Source organism: Cellvibrio sp. (genome assembly GCF_053579595.1).
The window spans coordinates 1-6,084 of sequence record NZ_JBRFPI010000278.1; the positions used below are offsets into that span (position 1 = coordinate 1).

Annotated in this window: 6 protein-coding genes and 1 pseudogene; 4 read left to right on the top strand and 3 right to left on the bottom strand. The window is 45.7% G+C overall.

The genetic code is table 11. From position 1 onward, the window contains the following. The 4 genes and pseudogenes from ACWA6V_RS15555 to ACWA6V_RS15570 form a co-directional block, all read left to right on the top strand. Positions 1-504, top strand: a pseudogene (locus ACWA6V_RS15555) (prolyl aminopeptidase); the annotation flags it as partial. 232 nt (positions 505-736) lie between these two features. After that, positions 737-1,921: a helix-turn-helix domain-containing protein gene (locus ACWA6V_RS15560; RefSeq protein WP_449523347.1), complete on the top strand. Its 1,185-nt coding sequence runs from the start codon at positions 737-739 to the stop codon at positions 1,919-1,921. Positions 1,922-1,939: 18 nt separating this feature from the next. After that, positions 1,940-2,380 (top strand): D-aminoacyl-tRNA deacylase, encoded by a 441-nt coding sequence (gene dtd, locus ACWA6V_RS15565; protein ID WP_449523348.1) that lies wholly within the window; start codon positions 1,940-1,942, stop codon positions 2,378-2,380. A gap of 47 nt (positions 2,381-2,427) precedes the next feature. Further along, the gene (locus tag ACWA6V_RS15570; protein WP_449523349.1) at positions 2,428-2,847 is read left to right on the top strand and encodes a GNAT family N-acetyltransferase; all 420 of its coding nucleotides are present in this window, start codon (positions 2,428-2,430) and stop codon (positions 2,845-2,847) included. 40 nt (positions 2,848-2,887) lie between these two features. Here the strand turns inward: ACWA6V_RS15570 and ACWA6V_RS15575 are convergent, their stop codons facing one another. The 3 genes from ACWA6V_RS15575 to kduI form a co-directional block, all read right to left on the bottom strand. Continuing rightward, positions 2,888-4,156 (bottom strand): mechanosensitive ion channel family protein, encoded by a 1,269-nt coding sequence (locus tag ACWA6V_RS15575; RefSeq protein WP_449523350.1) that lies wholly within the window; start codon positions 4,154-4,156, stop codon positions 2,888-2,890. A gap of 147 nt (positions 4,157-4,303) precedes the next feature. After that, entirely contained in the window at positions 4,304-5,098 is a 795-nt protein-coding gene (locus tag ACWA6V_RS15580) for a gluconate 5-dehydrogenase (RefSeq protein ID WP_449523351.1), read from the bottom strand. A gap of 86 nt (positions 5,099-5,184) precedes the next feature. Next, positions 5,185-6,024: a 5-dehydro-4-deoxy-D-glucuronate isomerase gene (kduI, locus tag ACWA6V_RS15585; RefSeq protein WP_449523352.1), complete on the bottom strand. Its 840-nt coding sequence runs from the start codon at positions 6,022-6,024 to the stop codon at positions 5,185-5,187. Positions 6,025-6,084 lie beyond the last annotated feature (60 nt).

Consider the following 6,084-nt stretch of genomic DNA (forward strand, 5'->3'; position numbering starts at 1 on the left):
GATTTTTGGGACGACTTTGCCGCACTAATTCCGGAAGCGGAACGCGGCGATATGATCGGCGCCTACTATCGCCAATTGATCGGCGACAATCAGATCCAACAGATGTCCGCAGCGAAAATCTGGTCGGGCTGGGAAGGGCGCACCGCTACCCTGAAACCCTGTCAGGATGTGGTCGATTCCTTTACCGAGCCGCATCGTGCATTGTCACTCGCTCGTATCGAAGCCCACTATTTTGTGAATGATGCGTTTCTGGAGCACAACCAGATTTTGCGCGATGCCCATAAACTTGCCGGAATTCCCGGCACCATTGTGCATGGCCGCTACGATGTGATTTGCCCGCTCGATAACGCCTACGCATTGCACAAAGCCTGGCCGGGCTCAGAGCTGCAAATTATACGCGAAGCAGGCCACGCCTCGCGCGAGCCAGGCATAGTGGACGCTCTGATCCGCGCCACCGATGACTTAGCCAAAAGTTTGCTGCACACCAGTGATCAACTGGCCTAATCATCCTGACAACCAAAACGGTAACAACGGAGCCGCTTGGCTCCGTTGTTATTTTTGCAGCTGCGTTTTATAGCCGCTTTTTGTACTAGACAATTCGATGTTATGATCCAAACCGCAGACTCAAGATCTGCCACTATCGCACTTGTGCGCAGTGATAATAAACACATTACTGACGATCAGGCTGAGTAGATAATTAATAAGATGCCGTACAGCCGCAGCGGAGCAGTGACCTATGTATGACGTCATTTTTAACACCCATGATGTAGTGCTGTTAATGACAGCCTATCAGTGCATTCTGTTTGCGCTCTTGTTGCTTACAATCAAACGCGACAAATATATCCGCAATGTTTTTCTCGCCTTTTTTTTGTTGCAACAAGCCGCGATTCCGCTGGATATTTTGATCAGTTTCGGCGCCGAATTTCGCCATATCGCTATCAAATGGTCGCCGGATTTATTCTATGTGTTTGGTTTTGGTTATTGGCTGGAAGGCCCGTTATTGCTTTGGTATACCCGCTCGCTGATCTACAAAGACTATCGTTTACGTTTAAAAGATATTTTCTATTTGTTGCCCTTTATCGCCTATGCGGGTTATCAATTAATTTTCTATTACAGCCTGGATGTGAGCGACAAGGTCAGTATTCAGGAAGAATACGATTTATCCGTTGCACCACAAATCATGAATTACGTCACCCTGTTCCGCGAATTATTCCGCGTGGCATTGGGGGTCATTTGCCTGATCGAAATCAAACGCTACACCCAACATATTCGCACCAATTTTTCGGATATCGATAAAATCGATTTAACCTGGTTAAAAATTCTGGTAATCGGATTTTTGGCGATTCGTTTTTGGGCAGTATTAGTCGCAGCGATGATTATTCTTGCCATTAGCTTTGGCATCAGTACCAATTTTGAAATCATGGGTTTGATTGGCAACTACACCACCTTCTTTATGGTGAGTGTGTTGATCTTTTTTGGCCTGGGGCACTCCAGCGTATTTGAAGGTTTGGAACAACGGCAAACGCCCAGCGAAGAACCCGCAAAAGATGAGCCAGAGCAAGTTAAAGAAAAAATTACCCCCGAACTGATCGCGCAAGTTACGCAGTATATGGAAACCGAAAAGCCTTATCTAACTCCGGCACTAACGCTGGAAAAACTGGCGATACAAATGCGCATTCCCGCGCGGTTATTATCCAATATTATTAATCGTCATTTTAATTGTCATTTTTTTGAGTTTATTAACTCCTATCGTATCGATGAAGCCAAGTGCATGCTGTCCAACCAGAATCAATCGGACAAAACGGTGCTCGATATCATGCTGGATGTTGGCTTTAACAGCAAAGCTACCTTCAATACCCTGTTCAAGAAAAAAGTGGGCATGACTCCGAGCGAATACCGTAAGTCGGTGAATACGATTTAATTTTATTGAGTAAGTTTTATGCTAGGTCTCATACAGCGTGTCAAAAAAGCATCTGTCACTGTCAATGAAGAAATCACCGGCGAAATCCAACAGGGCATTTTATTACTGCTCGGTATCCAAAAAAATGATACCGAAGAAACCGCCAACAAACTGATCGATAAAATCCTTGCCTACCGGATTTTTTCCGATGAAAACAACAAAATGAATTGTAACGTCCAGCAGATCGGCGGCGGTGTTCTGGTCGTCTCACAATTTACCCTCGCCGCCGACACCAAAAAAGGACTGCGCCCCAGCTTCTCTTCCGCTGCACCACCCGCACAGGCCGAAGTGCTCTACGATTATTTTGTGGAACAGATGCGCAGCATACACCCGCAGGTTGCCACTGGGATTTTCGCGGCGGATATGCAGGTGAGTTTAGTGAACGACGGGCCAGTGACGTTTATGTTGGAGATGGAATAGAACATCTCCCAACTTATAAAGTTTACTTTTAATCACGGAACCGATTTATGCAAATTCAATTAGCAAACACACCCGAAGAAAAAATCGCATGTTTTGCAGTCATGTCTGAACTGCGCCCACACCTCTCACTTGATGCTTTCATGGCACTTGTTGAGCGAATGCGCAAGACTCATGGCTATGAGTTGGCTTATCTAGATGATAATGGCATTAAAGCAGTGGCGGGAATTCGTATTGCAGAATGGCTTTACACGGGTAAATATCTGGAAATAGACGATCTGATTACAACGGCGACAGAACGATCGAAGGGTTATGGCGCCGCGCTGTTTGATTGGGTTGCAAACTACGCACGCGAACACAACTGTATTCAAGTGCGGTTGGTATCCGGCGTGCAAAGAATTGATGCACACCGGTTTTATCTCAACATGGGAATGAAATTCGAAGCTAAATATTTTTCGTTGAATCTGTAATAAATTATCCTGAGCAATCATCTATCGATTTAAGGTAAATTTATGTATCAGTGCGCGCACCCATATTCTGCATATCGTAGCCTGAGGGTGCTTGATAAACCCGCAAACCAAATTCTGGCACTATGGCAAAAATGTGATCAAAAATATCCGCTTGGATTGCCTCGTAATTAGCCCAGCCAGTGTCGTTAGAGAATGCATAAATCTCCAGCGGAATGCCGTGCGCATCTGGTGCCAGTTGGCGCACGATTTGCGTCATGTTGGGATGAATGAATTTGTGCTGCTTCAAATACATGCGCAAATACGCGCGAAATGTCCCAAGGTTAGTCATGCGGCGCCCATTTACGGGCGAGCTCAAATCGAAATTGGTCTGATTGTTTTCACTTTCTATCTCAGCAAGTTTCTGTTCGATGTAATCACTGAGTAACGCAGCGCGACGTAAACGTTGGATATCCTCCGGCTGTAAAAATTTTACGCTGGTGGCGTCAATATGAATGGCGCGTTTAATTCTCCGCCCGCCCGATTCAGTCATGCCGCGCCAATTTTTAAACGAATCGGCAATTAATGCATAAGCGGGAATAGTGGTAATGGTGTTATCCCAGTTGCGAACCTTCACAGTCGTCAGGCTGATGTCAATTACTTCGCCGTCAGCGCCAAATTTAGGCATCTCCAGCCAATCGCCCACTGCCAGCATTTCATTCGCAGAAAGCTGAATGCCTGCAACAAACCCGAGAATGGTGTCCTTGAATACCAACAGTAGTACTGCAGTCATTGCGCCTAAACCGCTGAATAATAAAACTGGCGATTTACCGATTAATAGCGAGAGCGCAAAAATAGTCGCAATCAGTGCTGCAATTAATTTGATACTTTGAAAAATTCCACGGATGGGCAGATTGCGTTTCTGGCTGGCGGGTCGAAAAATTTCTTCCAGAAAATTTAGCAGCGCAAACAATGACAAGAGCAAGTAAAACAAAATCCACAAATGTGCAACCGCGCTTACCAGGCTAAATATTTCAGAGTCTTTAGGTAGCCAAATGCGCGCCTGTACCAATAACACAAAACCTTGAAACACCAGTGCAATCCGGCTGAGTAATTTGTGTTGATAGAGCGCCAGACTCCAAGGAATTTGCGATTTATGCGCACTGCGCTTAAACCAACGCAATATCACCGAATGCAGTAGAAAATGCAGCACCAGCGCCGTCACTAAAAAAAATCCGGCCACTATCAGCGCATACACCCATTCACTGTATTGCCAATTATGGGTTTTAAGCCACTGCATAATGTGTGCTTTCAGCGTTTCTCCAAGCTGCATGGCGGTGGTTCCTCTGGCGGTGTGGTGGTGTAATCGCCGGAGTATAACAGAGCTTAAAAAATATCAGTCATCACGCAGCTAACTAAACGGAAGCCATAAAAAAACCCAGCACGAGGCTGGGTTTTTGAATGCGAGAGAGTTAGTCCATCAAGCCTCATTACTCGGCTTACCAATCGTCGCCAATATCCCGCCATCCACGTACACAATTTGCCCGGTCACAAAATCGCTCGCTTTTGAGGCGAGGAAAATGGTTGCGCCTTGCAGGTCATCCGGGTCACCCCATTTGCCAGCGGGGGTGCGGCTGATAATAAAATCGTTAAAAGGGTGACCATCAACACGGATGGGTTCAGTTTGGCTGGTGGCGAAATAACCGGGGCCAATGCCGTTCACTTGCACATTGTATTTTGCCCATTCGGTGGCCATGTTTTTAGTGAGCATTTTCAAACCGCCTTTTGCGGCGGCGTAAGCGCCAACAGAATTGCGACCTAATTCGCTCATCATCGAGCAGATATTAATAATTTTTCCCTGGCGACGTTCAACCATTTTGCGTGCGATGGGGCGGGTCATGGTAAATACACCGGTCAAATCGATTTTGATCACTTCTTCAAAATCTTCCAAGGTCATTTCCAATAAAGGTGTACGTTTGATGATGCCGGCGTTGTTAACCAGAATATCAATTGGGCCGTGGTCTTTTTCAATTTGATCGACAGCCGCGATAACTTGCGCTTCATCAGTCACATTAAATTTGTAACCAAAGGCTTTAAAACCTTTTTCGCGATATTCGTTTACCGCGTTGTCGATTTTTTCTTGTGAAGAGTTGCCGTTGATAATTAAGGTGGCGCCCGCACTTGCGAGGCCGCTGGCCATTGCCATGCCCAAGCCGTGAGTTGCACCGGTGACCAGTGCAATTTTTCCGGTTAAATCAAATAGTGGGTGATTCATGTTTTTATCTCTATCGAGAAAGATTTGTTATTTGGAATTCCTCCCGTATTTCGCTAGGCTCCATACGGGCTACGAATAAAAAATCGTTATTTCAATTCGCTCGGCTTATGGAAATCCATATCGGTGAAATCCATATTCTCGCCTGCCATGCCCCAAATAAACGTGTAGTTGGCGGTGCCAACACCTGAGTGCATTGACCAAGGCGGCGATACTACGGCTTGCTCATTGCCAACCCAAATATGACGAGTTTCATTCGCTGGCCCCATAAAATGGCACACTGCATGAGTGTCAGGAATGTTGAAATAAAAATAAGCTTCCATCCGGCGGCTGTGGGTGTGCATTGGCATGGTATTCCAGATGCTGCCGGGTTTTAATTCGGTCATGCCCATTTGCAGTTGGCAAGTATCGAGTACGGTGCTAATCATCAATTGATAAATATCGCGCTCGTTACAGGTGTCACCAGCGCCCATATGCAGCACTTTGCTATTTTCTTTGTTTACTTTTTTAGTTGGATGACTGGTGTGCGCAGGTGTGGAGTTCAAATAAAACTTGGCGGGATTGGTTGCATCATCACTGCTAAAAAAGACTTCTTTCGCACCGCGGCCAATATAGAGCGCTTCTTTGTTGCCAATCTCATAGATTTCGCCGTCAACAGACACCTTGCCATTGCCGCCAATATTAATTGCACCTAATTCGCGACGATCCAAAAAGAAATCCATTTTGAGTTGATCGTAGGTTTCCAGTTGCACGGATTTGCTAACCGGCATAACACCGCCCACCATCAAACGTTCGTAATGGGTGTAAGTGAATTGCACTTCATCGGCGACAAAAATGCTTTCTACTAAAAAGTGTTTACGCAATTTTTCGGTGTCGTAGTGTTTGTAGTCGTCGAGGTGGACTGCAAAACGCTCTTCAAGGACTTTCATAATAAACCTTCTGTCTTCGGCTAGGCCATTGCAAAACGGCATTCATGGTTGATAACTAAA